This is a genomic window from Dyadobacter sp. (assembly GCF_051859145.1).
Classification (GTDB): Bacteria; Bacteroidota; Bacteroidia; order Cytophagales; family Spirosomataceae; genus Dyadobacter.
This window is the reverse complement of the sequence record NZ_JBHYGF010000544.1, coordinates 1-1,601: the sequence shown is the minus strand read 5'-3', so window position 1 is coordinate 1,601 and position 1,601 is coordinate 1. Positions and strand designations below refer to the sequence as shown.

1 protein-coding gene and 1 pseudogene are annotated in these 1,601 nt (G+C 47.2%); both read right to left on the bottom strand.

The annotated features are described in order from the left end of the window. Positions 1-922: pseudogene (locus ACTIE6_RS23630) on the bottom strand (ribonuclease R); the annotation flags it as partial. 51 nt (positions 923-973) lie between these two features. Next, positions 974-1,601 (bottom strand): 3'-5' exonuclease (locus ACTIE6_RS23625; RefSeq protein ID WP_439558971.1); only part of this gene is annotated, 628 nt, incomplete at its 5' end.

Here is a 1,601-nt window from a genome sequence, read left to right as displayed (position 1 = left end):
ACAATGCATCGTCAAAATCCTTGGCATCGACCGGGTCAATGGTGAATGTAAGCCAGTCGCGGATATCTCTCCGCTTTGCAATTTCTTTTTCCGAAATCGTATCAGGGATCTTGTTGGCCTCCGTTTCCACGATCTCAGGGAAATGGTAAGGTAAGCCAAACTCTGCCAGGATCGCGTGCATTTCCACGTCGTTATCTCCCGCTTTGCCCAGTACCTGTACCAGCTCACCCTCGGCCTGACTTCTGCGGGTAGGCCATTCTTTTACTTTGACAATAACCTTATCGCCGTCTTTGGCATCTTTGGTTTCGTCAGGTTCAATGAAAATGGGATCGAAAAGCTTTTTATTGTCGGGTTGAACAACCGCAAACCGCTTGTTGATCTCGATAATACCTACAATTTCAGCGTTATTGCGTTTTACGATTTCTGTAACCCGACCTTCAACGCGGCTTTTTCCTGAATCTCCCCTGCCGGAGTTCCTGCTATTCTTGCTCAGTGTCTGAACAGAAACAGTATCTCCGTCCCAGGCGCCATTCAACAGTTCCGATTCAACATAAATATCATCTTCGCGGCCTTCAACAATCACGAATGCGAAAGACTTGTTCACCCTGTCCACCCGGCCAGTCAGACCTTTGTTGCTGCTGGCAGGTTTATTAGGTCCTGCCGTGTAAGTGCCGTCTTTGTGATACACCAGCGTACCGGCTTGTTCGAGTTCGTGCAGGATCTCATTGAACAGTACCCTTACTTTCTTATCCTGCACTCCAAAATGATCGTGCACATCAAACGGGCGAAATGCCTGCTCGCTGTTCAGATCGAAGAAGGCGGCAATATCCGCCTTCAAATTATCTATATAGGAAACAATATGATGAGGAGCTTTCGGCTCCCTTTTATCTCTTGTTCTGTCCTTTGTCTTTTTTTCTTTCATTTATTCTTTAAATTAAATAGCCGACTGCCGCTCTGGCTGCCCGGCAGAGCCTTATTCGACTCTCGTAATGTTCTCTTCCCGAACGGATTGAAAACAATGTAATCTTAGGTACAATTGCGCCAGCACAACCACGTCCTCTCTGCAATATCGCGAAATTTTGGCCAGATCGCCTTCTTCATAATATACCTTCGTCACCTGGTCGCCGCTCATCTCGTTTTTACTGCCCGGCACATTGAACACCGCTGCCAGCAGATCCAGTGAAGTGTAGCTTTTATAGTCACCAAACTTCCACAGGTCCATGGTATCCTGATGCAGGATTTCCCAGGGTTTCTTGCCGGAAATCTGTAAAGCTCTGGGTATTTCAATGCAATGGATCAGCATTCTGCGGCAGAGGAACGGGAAATCAAATTCCTTGCCATTGTGTGCACAAAGTACCAGCTGGTCTGCGGGATATTTTTCGAGCAGCGCCTTAAACTGCCGGAGCAATGCAGCCTCATCATCGCCCGAAAAGCTGCTGACTTTGAATGCAAGCTCTTCGTTTTCATTATAATAAAATGCACCAAAAGCAATGCAGACTATCTTGCCAAACTCAGAATAAATCGCGCCGCGGTCGTAAAAGCAATCCGCATTCGTAACAGACTCGTCGCCGCGTTTGATACCGACTGCTTTTTTGTCCCAA